We start from the raw sequence: 16,360 nt of genomic DNA on the forward strand, positions 1-16,360 counted from the left end.
AATATGCTAAATGCTCCATCGGTTAGCAACACGCTTCGTACCATCCTTGTGGTTGAAGATGAGCCAGATCTTGCTACAGCAATTGCACAACGCATTACTGCTCAAGGCTGGAGAGCTAGAGTTGCTGCTGATGGAGCATCTGCTGTTAGAGCGGCAGAACAGCTTAAACCTGATCTTATAATCATGGATATTATGCTTCCAATCATGGATGGCATTGAGGCTACGCGTAGGATTATTGCAAAAAGGCCCGTCCCTATTCTTATGCTTACTGCTAGAGATGCGGAAGCAGATAAAATAGTCGGATTAAGCGCTGGCGCTGATGATTATATGACTAAGCCTTTTTCTCCTCGCGAATTAATTGCTCGTTGCGCAGCATTGCTTCGCCGAGTAGAAAGAGCTGCTCAAATAGCAAAAACCATGGAGAATGAGCGAACCCTTAATTTTGGAGCGCTTGTTATTAAACCTCGTCAACGCCAAGTAATGCTAAACGATGAGGAAGTGCATTTTACTCCTACTGAATTCGATTTACTTGCGACTTTTGCAAGACATCCACATAATGTTTTTAAGCGCGAAGAGCTACTAGAACAAGTATGGGATTGGCCAGACGCTTCCGGCACAAGAACTGTTGATTCTCACATTAAGTCACTTCGCCATAAGATTGGTTCAGAGTGGATTCGCACAGTTCACGGTATAGGTTACGCTTTTGAACCACCTATGAATGATTATGAGCAGGTACTTCAATCACAAGCTTCATAAAAATTACTTTAATATAACACCACTTTTTACATAATTATTATGTAATTTTATATATAAATCATTAGTGCAAATCTAAAACTAATTAACTATTATGAAAAAACTTTTATTTAAGAAAAAAACTTCTAACAAGGAAAAATCTAACAATATATCGAATCAAAATAAGCAAGAACACCGTTACCCAAATCGCCCAGTTGGATTTTTTTCATCTCTAAAAATTGAACTTTCTGCGATTATTGTGTTCGCAACTGCTATTGCATTCGTAATGGCATGGTTTTTGCTAAAAACAGGATTAAACGGCTGGATTGCTATGCCATTAACATTGGTTGTTGCATTAGGAATCACTTACGTTTTTTCAAGAGGACTTACTGCTCCTCTTCGTCAAATGAAAGATGCTTCAGAAGCAATGGCAGACGGTGATTATTCCGTAAGAGTTGCTGTAGAAAATAGACGCGACGAAGTTGGTAAACTTACGCTTGCTTTTAACGAAATGGCCGAGGAACTTGAGCATGCTGATCAAATGAGACGCGAACTTATAGCAAACGTAAGCCATGAGTTGCGCACTCCAGTATCTGCTTTGCAAGCGATGCTTGAAAATCTTGCAGATGGGGTTGTTGAGCCTACTGAGTCTAATATGGAAGCTATTTTGAACCAAACACACAGATTAGCGGATCTTATTGCTTTTCTTCTTGACCTATCTAGGGTTGAAGCGGGAGCCGAAAGCCTTAATATTACGTCATTTAATTTTGCGGATTTTATTGATGAAATTATTGAGCCTCTTGAAATAGCTGACGCTGGTCATAATCATGAAATTAGCGTTCAGATTGAAAATGGTATTGAATTAACAGGAGACCAAGACCGTCTTTCACAATTGTTTACTAACGTTATTTCCAACGCGCTTAAACATTCAAACGACGGAACTCGTGTGTTAATTAGCGCTCATATTAATCATCTGCAGAATACTGTTGTAAGCAACGTAGTTAATTTTGGTAATCAAATTCCTGCAGAAGATCGAGCTGATATTTTCCGTAGATTTGTTAAGGGAAATAAAAGAATTGGTACTGAGTCTGGCGGAACTGGATTAGGTTTGTCAATTGCTCGTTGGGCAGCTGGACTACATAATGGCACTGTGAAAGTAGTAGATGACAAGCGCGGCCCTAATTTCGAAATAACACTTCCTCTAAACTACAATAAAGCGCAATAATTCAAAGAAATCAGCTATTTATAGTCTTCTGTGCCATCACCAGAGCTACTAACGCACGCTAAGGAAAATCCAGATATAACGCTTACTTTAGCTTTCTGCAACGCATAAACGCAGCTGCTCATTGTAGAACCCGTTGTAACAATATCGTCTATAATAATTGCCTCATGCTTTAAATTGCGATTATTTGATTGTTTTTTTAGCTTGCGATAATTAACACAAAAGGCATGCGAAGCTCTTTTAGACCTACCTCTAGATCCACTAGTTTGAACTGATTTTGAACTAATACTTGAATCCATGCGAACAATATTCGCAACCTTAGCTTCAATACCTTCGTTACACAATTTTTCAGCAACAATATTAGCAATTGGAATAATGTGACGACGTCCGCGACGCCTTGTAGACGAAGATGAAGACGGCATAGGAACTACCAATATTGGTCCATTACTATTAAAACTATTTTTTGAAGAGTTGTCTTTAATATTATTTCTAAAAACTTTTAATACAAGATTTGCAATAAGTAATCCAAATATTTTGTCACATGCTGTATCTGCATGATCTTTCCACTGCAATATTGCGTGTCTAACAACACCCGAATAATCTCCGCAAGAATAACGATAACCAAAAGTCATGGAATTAAATTGAGCACGCTTGTTATGTTGAAAAGCGTCAACGCAATTTTCGCACAATACTAAATCAGGAGTATCGCAACCAGCACAGCCTCTTGGAAGTATCATATTATACAAAATAATTATTAAATTTAGCCAGCCGATTGAAGAATATACCTTTTCGCCAGCATTATTATTGCAAGATGTGCTATTGCAATATTTGCACAAAGATGCGGATGCGTGACATGCAACTCCCCTATTGCATGCCACGCTTTTAGCCTGCATCTTATTGTGGCTTATTTCATTGCGTCTCCCAGCCATAATGTAAGCATAAAATAGAATTAGTTAACTATAAAAATAAAAAATACCATTGTGGTTAAAAGCTATTTATTAAATATTTAAACCTAAGCATTTAAGTAATTAAGAACTTTAGTGCAAAGAGTTAAAGTATCTTCAGGATTTTTAACGCGCACGGCTAAAGCTCCAGTAAAAGCGGTTGGATAATCGTTACCGCCTGGTTCCATATGATCTCCAATAAAAGTAATTTTTTTAATAGAAAAATCACAATATTTAGCTAATGTTAGTAATGCTTGAGCTTTATCATCGCCTCGCCTATACACGTCTACGCTCGTATCTCCTCCTTGACGAACCGCAAAATTTGGAAGCGATTGAGAAATTCTTTTAGCAAGCTGAGCTTTTAGTTTTCCTTCTGGATCCCACGCTTTCTTATATTCGACTGGAGCAAGCTGACCCAATGCAGAAAAAGTTATTTGACTACCACGATTTTCAATTTGCTCTCCCCAAAGCATTGAATCTCCAGAAGCCTTCAACAACCCCATGCTTTCAGCACACTCCCGTATTACAGAAATAACATGTTCCGCTTGATTTGGATCAATTTTATGCTCATAAACACATTTCAAAGACTGTTTATTGTCGATTCTGTAATAGCTAGTGCCATTAGTAGGCATAATATGAAGATTTTCGAGATTAGTTCCTTCAGTAAGCATGTCTAGTATTTGACTTTTAACTAAAGATAATCTTCCACCTGTAATAATAGCAACAGGAATTAAATCAACAATTTTGCTAAAAGTTTCTGCCATTGGAGCAAGCATAGGTTTCTTAGAACAAGCCAATGTGTTATCTAAATCAAAACCAATAAGCGAAGATTGGGCAATACTTAAGCCAAGATTTAACTCATTGCAATCATGCACTATTGGCTTAAGCATTCAGATTACTCCTAACTTTTAAGACTATATAACAGTATTCCATATTGTGCTTATATTGCACACACCGTAAAAATCAAATTAATAATTAAGATTGCCCTAGCCTTCACCTACAGTGTAAGTATGACAGGTGTAATTTGGGAGGAACGTCGCTATAGAAACCGCCACGGGCGAGGCTTACGCGCACCAATATTTGGCACTAGGCTTCCACAATACCGTACTGCTAGCGCAATGTTTGATTCCATGGTAGCTGCACAAATTCGACGCCTTAATGGAGCTTGGAAGGCTCTTACAAAAGATGTTCAATTTGCTGTAGAAGATGTTCCACCATCTCAACCAATACTGTGGGAACATAATAGGCGCATTATGTCTCAAGCATTCCCTGCAAGTAGAGGAATGCAAGCTCGAATTGTATTGTATCGTCTTCCCCTATGCACTCATGTAACAAGCAGACTAGAGCTTCAATACGCTATTAGAGATGAGCTTGTGCAACGTTTAGCTGAATTATATGGGCGCAGGCCAGAAGAAATTGACCCTGATTGGGGAATATAATTATAGCTTATTGCACAATGTGATTGTCGCTATTAACATGCACCTGAGCTTGTTGCGGCTCCAATGATTGAGAAGCAAGCCAAGCAATACCAGCAACATTAGCTTTGTCTAAATCATCTTTACGAATTCTTGCAGACAGAGAAATATTTTTGCTTGATTTAACAGTAAACATTACGGCATTATGAGATATGTCTGATGCTGGAACAGTAACTACAGAATGTGCAGGAACGCTAACACGTTTCATTCCAGATGCGCCAACTGCTTGTAAGAATACTGAAGAATCAGAATCACTTGTTGAAGCAATATATAAAGTCGTTTCTTCCGCGCTTACAGGAGAAACAATTGCGCTAATTCCTTGAGAACGAGATGCGCTAATAAAAGCAATATCTGATTGGCCATCTTTACCATCTCGAGAAACAGACATCATTGCAGACGTTTTAACAGAGCCGGTAATACTTAAAGCATGAACTTTTTCTGGAACTTTTCCAAGATCAATAACTTGCAAATTATGAGATTTTACAGATAAATCTTTTACTGTTTGAGCTCCAGAATCATTCATCCAAGAAATAGTCACTTTACCGTCTTTATCTGGCCACACATATGCTTTTGCTTGTTCTGACTCATTAATTCCAGACAAAACAGTTTCGTAAGACATAGCGCTTAAAGCTCGAATAATATCAACACCTTTCACTGTAAGTCCGCTCATATGAACGACTTTTACAAAAGCAGCAATAGGTGTTTGCTCACTTTCTACTTGAACGTACAATCCAGAAGATTTAGGCGCTGCAGCAGAAAGATCAAAATACGCGTGAGAGTGAGCTGGAACAGTAAAAGCACTTCCAGTAGATAAATTAATAGGATTACTTCCACGCTTAGCAGACCAAGCTCGCACACGCACTACTGTTGGTTTTGAAGCAGGATTAAAAGCCTCTAAACGAATAGAAACACCTTCACCTGACTCTGGAACCAAGAAAGTCTGTTTCATGGTAGGAATAGAGCAAGTTGTTGCGGACAATCCGCGAACATCACCTTTAGTTGCCCAAGATGCCATTGATGCCGCTATTCCTGTGCCAGAAGCAATGTTAGATAAACGCCCTTCTAAAACTTGCGCATCGTGATTTACATCTCCATCATAAGTAAGATATGAAGTTCCATCATTATTTAATTTTTTACTTAACAAAGTCGATTCGTCATTAGTATCACGAATATTGTGCACACTAGCACGATACACGTCACCAAAAGTCGAGTATCTAGCAAAAGATTGCAAGTCTCCTTCTGATTCGTTGTATTGACTATCTCCGTATTGTGCCAAATCAGGTAGCGATAATCTAATAGGACATACAGATTGCAAGCGGCTAACACCAACACTGTGAGAAACACTACTAGTTGGAGCATTAGCATTATCTACAAAATTAGGCATAGCGCAACACAACGCCACAACACAAGCAACTACTAAAAGAAATATTGCGCTAAATGTTGCAAGAGCAACAACGCCAATCATTTTATTATGCTGCTTAATTTCTGATTGTGCAGGCACTTCACCATGCTTTGAACTATCATGAGGATTTTTACGCCAACTCATCTAATTCCTCCTCATGCAAATCGTCAGAGCGCTCAATCATATTATGTCGTCCAAAACGAGGAACAGCTACCAAGCAGTATACTAGCAATACGATTGCAGTGGACACTACCCAAGGTATTCTCCAAGTTAATGGCCTAGAACGATAATATGGGGATGTTTCTGAAAGCGACTTAGAATCTGGCATGCCATCAAACCTGCAATAAGTTCCTTGAGGCATAGATACTACTAATTGCGTGCTTTCAGATGCGTTTACATGCGCAATAAGACTATCCGTAGCTTCTTTATTTACCTTGCTTGGCTGAGGCTTGGAAGAAGGCTGAAGCAACTGCTGTATTGACATTTTTGATTCTGAAATTACTTTATGATTACCAGAATCTCCAACAATATAAATACCGCCAATACCTAACTGCTTTAGCGTTTCAATTGCGCTATTATCTGCATGAGATAACAGTTGAGCCGCAGCACGAGATATTGCTTTGTTGCTTTGAGAATTACCAAAAATTACTTGTCGTACACGAAGAGCTGGAGATTGATCAATAGAATCTCCCTTAGAAGTGCGCATAACAGCAATAGATAGCTCATGATTATCTTGTGCACGCAAAGCAAGTATGCGATGAGTATCATCCTTACGCAAGTAATCAGTTACAACCATAGGTAGGCCATTACTACTTGCAGAGATTGATGTTGCAGGACCGCTTAATACCGTAAAAAGACCCAAAAGAACAGCCATAGCTAACATTCCACTTGCCAGAGCAGCACGAGCAATACGAATTACGTGACGTATAAAACGCTGTGCAGATCTGCGCATTGCGGCGCGCCTATCCGTACGAGTCTTATATTTTTCAGTAGATTTATAATCTTTATTCTTAGAAGCACGCAAAGGCTCAAAACGTCTAACAGCTTGGCCAGCAACCATACACATGCATGCCAAAACACCAATAGTAGATAATGCGACTCCTGGCAAAATACTTGCAGCAACAGGACCATTAATATCAGATGCAACAGCAATACGCTCAGCAACTAGAGCCAACGCCATTCCGCTAATAATCACAACCCACATCATTCTAGAAACGCGCAAAGCAAACGGAAGAACCAAAGATGCCACAGCCATAAATACTGCAAGAACAGCAAAAATCAGCATAATTATTGTTCTCAAGCTAAGCAATGGAGTGTTAATAGCAAAATGCGCAGAAGTCATATTGAAAGCTTGAAGAAGAACATCAACATAGCCTTGAGCACGAGGAGCACCCTGTACGCTCCTTAACGGAACAGACATGCTAGAGAACAATTGACGCCACATGCCCGATTCTCCGTATCGAATAGCACTGCCTATTGTTGGAAGCAGTATCATAATCGACGGAATTGGCATAAGTAAAAACATAATCCTATGCGAGCGCACCATAATAAATGACGCAATGAAAATAACAACAAGAGGCAAAACAAGTTGAGGTTCTGCAGCAACAGGAATCATAAAGCTTAGTGCAGCAAATGCAGCGCATTGAACAGAAGGCACAGGGCGAACAGGATCTTCTGTTACGTACATTCCAACAGCATGGAAAGCAAACGCAAATGCTGCAGGCAAAAATACCATAGTCATTAGCATTGGCAGATCGCCGCGAGCAAATAAACCAAAGGCCATTGCAATCATAGTCCAGCAAATTCCAGCACAAACACGCACAGTGTCGGAACGCGTAAACACGCCTGCTAATGCCCAGAAGCTCAAGCACATCGCTGGAGCGGCTAAGAAGAACATTAGTGTAATAGCAAGTAGCGGGTTTGCACCAACTAATACTGAAGAGAATAGCCAAATACTAAGCCACGGAGAAGGAGGAATAGCAGGACCAAAGCCATCATCAGGAACCCATGATCCAATTGCAGCATTCCATAATTGATTAAAATCAGCGCCTGTAGGAAGCCATTGCTGAGAATACCAGGATGCTCCACCTAGAATCTCACGCCAAGGAGAACCATATAAATGCAATATAACTGCAAAAAGCAAAAGCGACGCAAGAATAACGGCACTCCAACGTCTTAATACACGATCATGCAAATGACGTCTTGCTAAAGGACTTAATAACACACAATGCTGCTGCGCTTTGAACGCTGCACTACGATCTTTCCATCGTGCAACTTGACGCCGGTCTGCGATTAGTTGTGTAAGTTTTTTAAGAGGAACACGAGTGTTTCTGGCTACTCTCCTACGAGCAAACATGGCACGCGGGAACTGAATAAGAGCAAGCCATGGCAAAATAAGACGCACCCAAGCAGCGTAAGGATGTTTAGCAAGCAAGGAGCGTAAAGCACCGACTAACGCCACCGGTAAGCTAAAAATCCACATAAATGGCCATAAAATCATACGGACATCAGTGTATTTGTAACGCTGATTGGCAATAAGCGAAGGAGCTACACCATGTCTAAGTCCGGATTTTTCTTCCGTCCTAGCCTCGCCGCCGCGAGTACGCAAACCCTCTAAACGAGCTCGTCTGTGAGCAATACGAGCAGAGGGAACTACAACTACTCGCCCGCCAGATAAAGATACTCGACGGCAAAAATCTCTAGATTCACCAAAAGTTGTCATCCATGGTTGCGTGCCACGCAAAGTCTGCCACGCTGTCAATGTAACTAAAGCTCCAGCTAAAGATACTGCGTATACATCTCCACGACCGTCATACTGTTCTTGATCCGGCTCACCGTCAACTGTAAGAGTGTGAACGCTGTGATGCCAAGCATACATTCCAACATTGTGAAGAATATTTCCTTGCCAATCAATCTGTTTTGCACCTAATACAGAAGCAGTAGGATTATTTCTCCAAGTTTCTCTTAACGCTTCTAAACAGTGCGAATCAGCCGGGCGAGAATCGTCATGAAGAAGCCACAATGCCGAAATTCCTTTGCATGGCATAAGCTTACGCAATGATTTCTCAATAGCATCACCAAAAGAGTGAGCAGAGGAAACAGGAATAATAACTACTCGAACTGTTTTTAATTCTAAATCGTTATTGTGTTGAATATTTGCCCTATATTTAGCGTCTCTATTATTGGATTTGAATTTACTATTAGGATCAAGTAAATATCTATTAGATTTATTAGAAGTTGGAAGAACATTTCCTGAAAGCACGTTTGAGTCAATTTGTACTTCCATTGTTGTTTGCATAACCTGCTTAACTCTACTAGCGCAATCAACAATAACAAGAGTTCCTGGAAGAACTGACTGATTTAATACAGCTTTTAAAGTATCTTCATAAAATCTTGTGTCACGCTCAACACACATCATCGCCATTATTGAAGAATCTACATCAGTAGGACGCGATGATTTTGCTGCAGAAAGAACTCGCAAAACTTCGTCTTCAAATGTACATGTATGAGCGGTTAGTAAATCCATAGTTACCAGTTTACGCAAGGGGTAGGTATCCAGCAAAACACGCCATAAATATATAGACACAATATGCAGGTTAAATCTCAATGCTTTGTACTATAGTTAGACTTTATATGTGTTCTTTCATGTACCACTTTATTTCTGAGCGAACACAGCTAAAAATTACGTAATATAAAAGGCTTTATTATTGTGAAAGAAGGTACCATGGTGACTTCAAGATATCCTGAAGGCATGCGGTACCAGCGCAACTATGATTGGAATTGCGCAGTTCCACATCATAGTCTTGGCTACAAAGTTGTAAACCACGCTCGCACAATACTGTGCATGATTATTGTTTTTATACTTACTTTCTTCTCAACTATTCTTGCAGCTACCTGGTTAGATTTTTCTTCAACTGTTAGCAATCGAGTTATAAACATCATTAGTGAAGATAGTCAAGCACACCAAGTTATTGACGCAAATGCCGGTAAGCCTGTAACATTCCTAGTTCTTGGCCAAGATTCACGAGATGGAAATAATCAAAGTTTTACGCACGATGGTGAAACAGGAGATCATCAATCTGACACAACAATGGTAGTTCAGATTAGTGCAGATAGATCCTATATGAATATTGTTTCTATTCCGCGCGATTCTATGGTAAACGCTCCCGCTTGCGATACTACTAATGGAAAAATTCCTGCACGCAAGCACGTAATGTTCAACTCTATTTTTGCTATTGGATACGCGCAGGGTGGAGATTTAGCTTCGGCAGCATCCTGCTCGCTAAAAGCAGTAAATTCTTTAACTGGACTAAATATTCATCACTTTATTGTTGCTGACTTTAGCGGATTAAGTAATATGATTGACGCTATTGGCGGAGTTTCATTGTGCATTCCAAGCGACACTCGTGACGCTTATACGGGAGTGAACTTTAAGCAGGGTATGCAGCATTTAAACGGCAGGCTTGCTACACAATATGCTCGAATGAGGCACGATACTGCAAGCGACGGTTCGGATATTATGCGCACAACAAGGCAGCAGTATTTAATAAAGCAGCTTATGCATCAAGCTTTATCTAAGAATCTATTAACTCAAAGTGGCGAATTGTATCAGCTAGCTAAATCCGCTTTAGGCGCATTAAATATTAGCGAAGGATTAGCTAATCCAAGCACGCTTGTTGGGCTTGCTTTAAGTATGCGTAAATTAGATACTTCTCATATTTATGCTCGAACTATTCCTGTTGTTCCTGATTCTTACGACCCAAATAGAGTTGTGTGGTCTGACGAAGCGGATGATATTTGGGAAAAGATGCGCGAAAATAAGCCTTTGACACTAAAACAGCAGTATGCAAAAAATGATAAAAAGCATACTAAGAATTCGTCAAAGGATTCTAATAGCAACGAAGATATAAGCGAAAACGATAAGTTAAATAACTCTCCTGAACATAAGAAGCCTTACGGAAAGATTAATCCAAAAACTGGATTAGTAAAGAACGAGCAAGGACAGCTTATAGATCCAAATACTGGAGGAATAGTAAATCCTGAAAATGGTACTATTCACGATGCTCAAACTGGACAGTATGTTGGTATTGCAGACAAGTATGTTAATAACGTTTTATGTGCTGTTCCTCGTGGAAAATAGTTAAGTTTTTAGAAAATAAATATTTCTGAAAGCACATGTTGGCTTCGCAATATGGTTTTAATAAAATAGATTAAAGCATTTGGAGGATGCATGGATTCGCAACTGCACAGGGATTATTCAGAAAGCGGAGATAATCCGCCTAGCTTCACCCCTTCGCACAATAACGACTCATCACATGCGAATATTCCACCAAGTTTTACACCAAAACGAGGAAGAAAAGCAAAAAAATCTCCTGATGCAACAATATCTAAATCTAAGTCATCTGCTCAATCCTTTGCACCATCTTTTACCCCAGAATCTGCACCATCATTTGCACCATCTTTTACTCCAGCAGGTTCTAGGAAGCGCGTAGCACAAGCTTCAACTAGTCGAGCAAACAGAACAACAGCATATGCACAATCTAAAAACGAAATTCGCCCGCAGAAAATAAGCCAATCTTTATATCAACGTGCAAAATTTGACTCTGCGCAAAACGTTAACGAAAATATTTCTGCAGCAGCAAAAGCCCTAGAACACAAGCCACACATCTTTTTGAAAGTGTTTATTGCGCTTATTGCTATTATTGCAATATCTTGCGTCGGTTTAGGAGCATACTCATGGAATTGGGTTGATTCTCACATAAATCGCACTACTTGGCTTACCAATACTCCAAGCACTCAAGGAACTTCATGGCTTATACTTGGTTCTGATCAGCGAGAAGGCGAAGAAGCCAAAGAAATCACTGGTTTTAGAACTGACACTATTCTTGTATTAACTAAACCATCTAATGGAAACAGCTCACTAATTTCTATTCCTAGAGATTCATTAGTATCTGTTAATGGAGAAAAAGTTAAAATCAATAGCGTTGCACAATTTGCTGGAAACAAAGCGCTTACTTCGATTGTTGAAAAGATTACAGGACACCGTATTGACCATGTTGCCGAAGTACGTTTTGGAGGCTTAACTAATGTTGTTGATGCTATTGACGGCATTGACTTATGCTACAACAGAACTGTAAACGATAGATTTAGCGGATTAAATTGGACTGCTGGATGTCATCATGCTGATGGAAAAACAGCTCTTGCTTTTTCGCGTATGCGATACGCTGACCCTGAGTCTGATTTTGGTCGCGCTGCACGCCAGCGCATGGTTATTGCCGCTATCATGAAAAAAGCTTTAGATAAAAAGACCATCACTAATTTTGGTAAGGTAAAAAAGCTGGCAGAAACCGGTCTTTCATCCGTTATTTTCGATGAAAAATCAAACCCTGGTAGCTTATGGCAGATGGCTCAAGCTTTTAAGGAAGCAACAGGTTCAAAAGGCATAACCGGCACAGTTTATTGGACTAATCCTGATTATCAAGTTCCAGGAGTTGGATCTTGCGTTCTGCTAGACGATGCTAAAAATCTTGAATTATTTAATCAGCTGGCAGAAGGCACGCATAAACCTGGAGCTGTTGGAACTTTTGCAGAATTACAGCAGTAAAATTTGCGTAATTTAATTACAAAGCTTTTAACCACAATATTAAACAAGTCTTGAAAGCTGTTACTAAATGCTGACATCATACTTTTATGATTAGCGAAACTAACACATCAATGACTACAAGCAAAGTTCTGCTATACGTGCAAATGGCAGCAAGCATAGTACCAATATTCGCTCATATTGCATTGCTAATAATGGCTTGGATTCAGAATAATTGGATGATGCTAGCAATGATTATACCTAGCATCATGATGTATATTGCAAGCCTAGTTCCGCAAATATTGCAATACATAAATCAGAAACAATACGAGCAGAAAATTCAGAATACTCAACAATCTAATAGCGAATCACAACTTTCGAACATTTCTGAAAGTAATGTTATTTACGGGCAAAAATATGTAGAAAACTTGCCAGATACGCTTACTCCAGTTAGTTTGGAAACGCTTCTTATGACGAGATCAGATATATCAAGCGCTCAACTGCCATGGAAAACTGTTTTGCATGAATGGTTAAAACATTCAGATACTGATTTATTAAATTTTGATTATAAATCAAACTCTTATGTGCAAAAACTTACACAAGCTAAATCAACAAAAAACCAGCTTATTGCTCCATTAGGAGTTGGCTACAACGGCTACTGCTACATAGATTTAATAAGTAACGGTCCGCATGCTCTAGTAGCAGGAACTACAGGATCTGGAAAATCCGTATTGCTAACAACATGGTGTTTAGCTTTAGCGTTTCAATATTCTCCACAACAATTACGTTTCGTTTTCCTGGATTTCAAAGGAGGAGCAACTTTCGACATACTATCTAAACTTCCTCACTCTATGGGAAATGTTGGTGACTTAAATTTGCGCCACGCAACAAGAGCTTTACGAGGTCTTGAGTTGGAATTAGACCGTCGAGAGCGTCTTGTGGCCATGCAAGGATGCCATAATATTTCGCAAGTTACTCCGTCTGAACCTTCACTACTTATTGTTATTGACGAATTTCACGCATTAAAAGATCAGCTTCCAGACTACATGCCACGACTTATTCGCATAGCATCGGTAGGCCGGTCTCTTGGTATGCATATTATTGCCGGAACTCAAAATCCTCTTGGACAAGTAAGCGCAGATATGAAAGCTAATATTTCTATTAATATTTGTTTAAGAGTTAGAGACTCGCTTCAATCTCAAGAATTATTAGGAACTTCTCACGCTGCAAAAATTAGCCCAAATACTCCCGGAAGCGCATATTACAATATTGGAGAAGGAGTAGAAGCTTTACGATGTGCGCAAAGCAGTAACGCAAAACGTTTAGTTAAAGCAATACAATTTGCCGGTAAATTCTGCTATTTAGAACACTCGAAAACATTATTCAGCGCTCCACTACCACCAGTACTTTCTTCAAAACAACTTGAAAACTACAAGTATGAAAATTACGAAAATAAATATTTTTCTAAAGAAATTAATAATGAATGTGTAGATTCAGCGAGCGAAGAATCAGTTGTTGTTGGATTGCAGGATGACAGTATTAACCTATTTGAAGCAAAAATACCTTTGAACCTTGGAAATATTGCTATTATAGGCGGCAGACAACAGGGCAAAAGCACAATATTACGCATAATAGCGCAAAAATTACAGACGCAAGTATATTCAGCAAACGAAATAACAGCCAAAGAATCTGATTATATTCGAGACACTACTAAGCCTGTGCTAATAGATGACGCAGACGAACTACTGGATCCGCTTAATACTAAAATAGCTGCTATTTCATTGCAAGACAGATTGCACAGCTTGGGTGCGCCTGTAATTCTAAGCACTCAAAGCGCACGCTATTTGCGGCTGCCCGAACAGGCTCCAGTTAGAATAATTTTTCCAACTGGAGATATTGGTACGGACGCATTGCTTGGCATACCTTCTGCATTGTCTAAAACCTTTAGCATTGAAGATTATCAGCTTCCCGGAAGATGCGTTCTTGTTACTCCAGGAACCGCAAATTTAACCCAAATAGCACTCCCCAACTAAAAGAAAAAATAAAAATTTTTAATAAAGACGCAAAATACCTTGAAAAAACTTCTTATTCATGATTTCCTTACATTCAGGGGTACTTCTAAGACTTACCGCTTTGGTTAAGAAATGAGGATTAGTCATGAGCAATTTGTTTGATTGGCGTTTGGCAGCTGCATGCCGTGATAAAGATCCTGAACTGTTCTTCCCTCTTGGCAATGCTGGTATGGCATTACAACAGCTTGAAGAAGCAAAAGCTGTATGTCGTTCGTGCAATGTTGCAACAGAATGCTTAAAATGCGCGTTGGAGACGAACCAAGATTACGGCGTTTGGGGCGGTTTAAGCGAAGATGAGCGCAGAACGCTAAAACGTCGCGCTTTGAGAGCACGCAGGCATCAAGAATCAGAGTTGTAGTTTTTTCTACTCAATACCAGATACGCGCAATTTAATATCCAGGACTACGCGAGTGCCGCCTTCTCTTCTTGCAGACCAGCGCACCGTACCGCCAAAATCATTGGTAACAAAAGTATTGATAAGCTGAGTTCCCAATCCAGATCCGGAAGGTTTCGCCATTCCGTGAGATGCCTCACTATCAATGCCATCACCATCATCTTCAACTACAATATTAAGATTGTCTCCTCCGCGGCCAACAGCAATACGAATATGACCCTTTTCACGACCTTCAAATCCATGTTCAACAGCATTCGTTACAAGCTCAGTAAGCACAAGAGACAATGGAGTTGCATCCTGTGCTGCAAGACGCCCAAACTTACCAACAAAATCAATATCAATATTTTGATTCTGCGATGCAAGTTCAATAGACATCTTTAGCAAACTTGAAATAACTTTATCAAAGTCAACAATTTCGTCAGCAGTCTGACTTAAACCTTCATGGACTAAAGCTATAGTCTGAACTCGTCTTTGAGCTTCCTCAAGCTCTTTTCTTACTTCAGCAGATTTTGTTTTACGAGCTTGCAAACGAAGCAAAGCAGAAACAGCCTGCAAATTATTTTTCACACGATGATGAATTTCCGAAATAGTAGCATTTTTAGTACGCAACTCTTGTTCACGGCGCAAAACTTCCGTAACATCACGGCATAAAACAACCGCACCTACGCGATTATTCGGCCCAAATAAAGGCAAAGAGCGCATAGAAACTATGGAACGGTTAGCTTCAAGCTCACAATCAACATCTGCTTTACCGCTTAAAACAAGAGGCAAGCTTTCAGGAACATTATCGTTTGTATGCAGCAGACGTGTACCAAATTCGCTCAAAAACTCGCCTTGCATTGTGTCTAAGCCACCAAGCCTACGGAAGCAGCTAATAGCATTAGGAGAAGCGTAACGGACCACACCATCGGCCTCTAAAACAATAAAGCCGTCAGAAACACGAGCATTATGACGTTGGTTTAGAACAGATTCATGATATGGGAATTGTTCGCGCGCAATCATATCGAATAAAGTTTTGCCAGCATTGATACTTTCCATTTCGTAGCGGCCATTAGATTCTCTAGTTGCTAAATTAGTTTCGCGCATAACTAATCCAAGAGTTTTTCCACGGTGACGAACAGGAGCATAAACATAGCATACTGTTGCTCGACCAATTGAGCGCAATGTTGACGAATGGAAACTTGTTTCTGATTTCATTGCTTCATCAAGTTCTGGAACAAGCGAATCGTCCATTTTTTTGCCAAGTAAATCATCCGTTCGCAATGTAATAGCTGTTGAAGGGCGGCATTGCTCTGCAACAACATATTCTCCGTCTCCATTTTGAATAATAAGCAGTAAATCAGCAAAACTTAAGTCAGCTATAACTTGCCAATCAGCAACTAAATGATGTAACCATTCGCGATCACTGTCGTTAAAATCAGGACGAGTAGCGAGAATATGAGAAAAATCAGCCATGAGATAATCATATATCGTACTCACAGAAAATATTGCTCGGTATGTTGATAGCAGCAATACAAAAACCGCTTCTTCACACTTTAA

12 protein-coding genes are annotated in these 16,360 nt (G+C 39.7%); 7 read left to right on the plus strand and 5 right to left on the minus strand.

The annotated features are described in order from the left end of the window. The first annotated feature begins 3 nt into the window (after nt 1-3). Complete coding sequence (locus tag HXT52_RS03465) at nt 4-756, plus strand: response regulator transcription factor (RefSeq protein ID WP_004127943.1); 753 nt, start codon at nt 4-6, stop codon at nt 754-756. Nucleotides 757-847: 91 nt separating this feature from the next. Next, a complete protein-coding gene (locus HXT52_RS03470) occupies nt 848-1,957 on the plus strand; it encodes a sensor histidine kinase (RefSeq protein WP_421775715.1) in 1,110 nt (369 codons plus the stop codon). 14 nt (nt 1,958-1,971) lie between these two features. On the opposite strand, the gene HXT52_RS03475 is transcribed toward HXT52_RS03470, so the two are convergent. After that, nucleotides 1,972-2,847: a ComF family protein gene (locus HXT52_RS03475; protein WP_421776181.1), complete on the minus strand. Its 876-nt coding sequence runs from the start codon at nt 2,845-2,847 to the stop codon at nt 1,972-1,974. A gap of 119 nt (nt 2,848-2,966) precedes the next feature. Beyond that, on the minus strand, nt 2,967-3,788 hold the full coding sequence (locus HXT52_RS03480; RefSeq protein ID WP_116793935.1) for an HAD-IIB family hydrolase: 822 nt from the start codon (nt 3,786-3,788) through the stop codon (nt 2,967-2,969). Between the two features lie 120 nt (nt 3,789-3,908). On the opposite strand from HXT52_RS03480, the gene HXT52_RS03485 reads away from it, so the two are divergent. Next, nucleotides 3,909-4,337, plus strand: a complete 429-nt coding sequence (locus tag HXT52_RS03485) for a metallopeptidase family protein (RefSeq protein ID WP_004128242.1) — start codon at nt 3,909-3,911, stop codon at nt 4,335-4,337. A gap of 7 nt (nt 4,338-4,344) precedes the next feature. Here HXT52_RS03485 and HXT52_RS03490 read toward each other — a convergent pair whose 3' ends face one another. Beyond that, the gene (locus tag HXT52_RS03490) at nt 4,345-5,919 is read right to left on the minus strand and encodes a DUF5719 family protein (protein ID WP_421775716.1); all 1,575 of its coding nucleotides are present in this window, start codon (nt 5,917-5,919) and stop codon (nt 4,345-4,347) included. Then, entirely contained in the window at nt 5,906-9,301 is a 3,396-nt protein-coding gene (locus HXT52_RS03495; RefSeq protein ID WP_421775717.1) for a glycosyltransferase family 2 protein, read from the minus strand. The genes HXT52_RS03490 and HXT52_RS03495 overlap by 14 nt, the downstream gene beginning before the upstream one ends. A gap of 198 nt (nt 9,302-9,499) precedes the next feature. On the opposite strand from HXT52_RS03495, the gene HXT52_RS03500 reads away from it, so the two are divergent. The 4 genes from HXT52_RS03500 (at nt 9,500) to HXT52_RS03515 (ending at nt 14,785) form a co-directional block, all read left to right on the plus strand. Then, on the plus strand, nt 9,500-10,915 hold the full coding sequence (locus tag HXT52_RS03500) for an LCP family protein (protein ID WP_308582528.1): 1,416 nt from the start codon (nt 9,500-9,502) through the stop codon (nt 10,913-10,915). 90 nt (nt 10,916-11,005) lie between these two features. Next, nucleotides 11,006-12,379, plus strand: coding sequence for an LCP family protein (locus HXT52_RS03505; RefSeq protein ID WP_421775718.1), 1,374 nt, complete (start codon nt 11,006-11,008; stop codon nt 12,377-12,379). Between the two features lie 110 nt (nt 12,380-12,489). Then, a complete protein-coding gene (locus HXT52_RS03510; RefSeq protein ID WP_421775719.1) occupies nt 12,490-14,388 on the plus strand; it encodes an FtsK/SpoIIIE domain-containing protein in 1,899 nt (632 codons plus the stop codon). Between the two features lie 124 nt (nt 14,389-14,512). Continuing rightward, nucleotides 14,513-14,785 (plus strand): WhiB family transcriptional regulator, encoded by a 273-nt coding sequence (locus HXT52_RS03515; protein ID WP_004135935.1) that lies wholly within the window; start codon nt 14,513-14,515, stop codon nt 14,783-14,785. Between the two features lie 6 nt (nt 14,786-14,791). On the opposite strand, the gene HXT52_RS03520 is transcribed toward HXT52_RS03515, so the two are convergent. Then, nucleotides 14,792-16,276, minus strand: a complete 1,485-nt coding sequence (locus HXT52_RS03520) for a sensor histidine kinase (RefSeq protein ID WP_004135932.1) — start codon at nt 16,274-16,276, stop codon at nt 14,792-14,794. Nucleotides 16,277-16,360 lie beyond the last annotated feature (84 nt).

The organism is Gardnerella sp. KA00288 (genome assembly GCF_049244085.1).
GTDB lineage: Bacteria > Actinomycetota > Actinomycetes > Actinomycetales > Bifidobacteriaceae > Bifidobacterium > Bifidobacterium greenwoodii.